This window comes from Acinetobacter sp. NIOH-H-8 (genome assembly GCF_046635365.1).
GTDB lineage: Bacteria > Pseudomonadota > Gammaproteobacteria > Pseudomonadales > Moraxellaceae > Acinetobacter.
In genome coordinates, this window is sequence record NZ_JBHDVN010000275.1 from 1 (window position 1) to 412 (window position 412).

The following is a 412-nucleotide window of genomic DNA, read 5'->3' on the forward strand; positions in this document are numbered from 1 at the left end:
GCTGGGTACTGGGCCCCATGATTGGGGGCTATGCCGCCGTGGTGTCGGGGGATTACAGCCTGGCGGCCTGGCTGGCGGTGGCCATGACGGTGGGCAACCTGCTGCTGGTGCTCTGGCTGTTGCCCAACCGGCCGCCGGTACCCGCCGAGCAAGAGCTGGCCTCCCTCTCGACCCGGCAACTGTTGTTGCAACCCCGCCTGCTGCCCTACTTCGTGCTGACCCTGCTCAGCTACGGGGCCGAGCAGCTCTACTTTACCTACTTCCACGTCTGGTTGGTGGAGCGGCTGGCTTGGGATCCTGTGCAGTTGGCCCAGGCCGCCGTGCTGGTGAGCGTACCCATGATGCTGGGTTCCTGGCTCGGGGCGCAACTTGCCCGACACTGGCGTGGCAGCTCCCTCGGCATAGTCGGACA

General features: G+C 66.5%; 1 protein-coding gene. It reads left to right on the forward strand.

Annotated features, from left to right (window positions below; translation table 11 throughout):
- Positions 1-17: 17 nt before the first annotated feature.
- The coding region (locus ACEWB7_RS18205) for an MFS transporter (protein WP_411581117.1) at positions 18-412 on the forward strand (395 nt) is incomplete at its 3' end.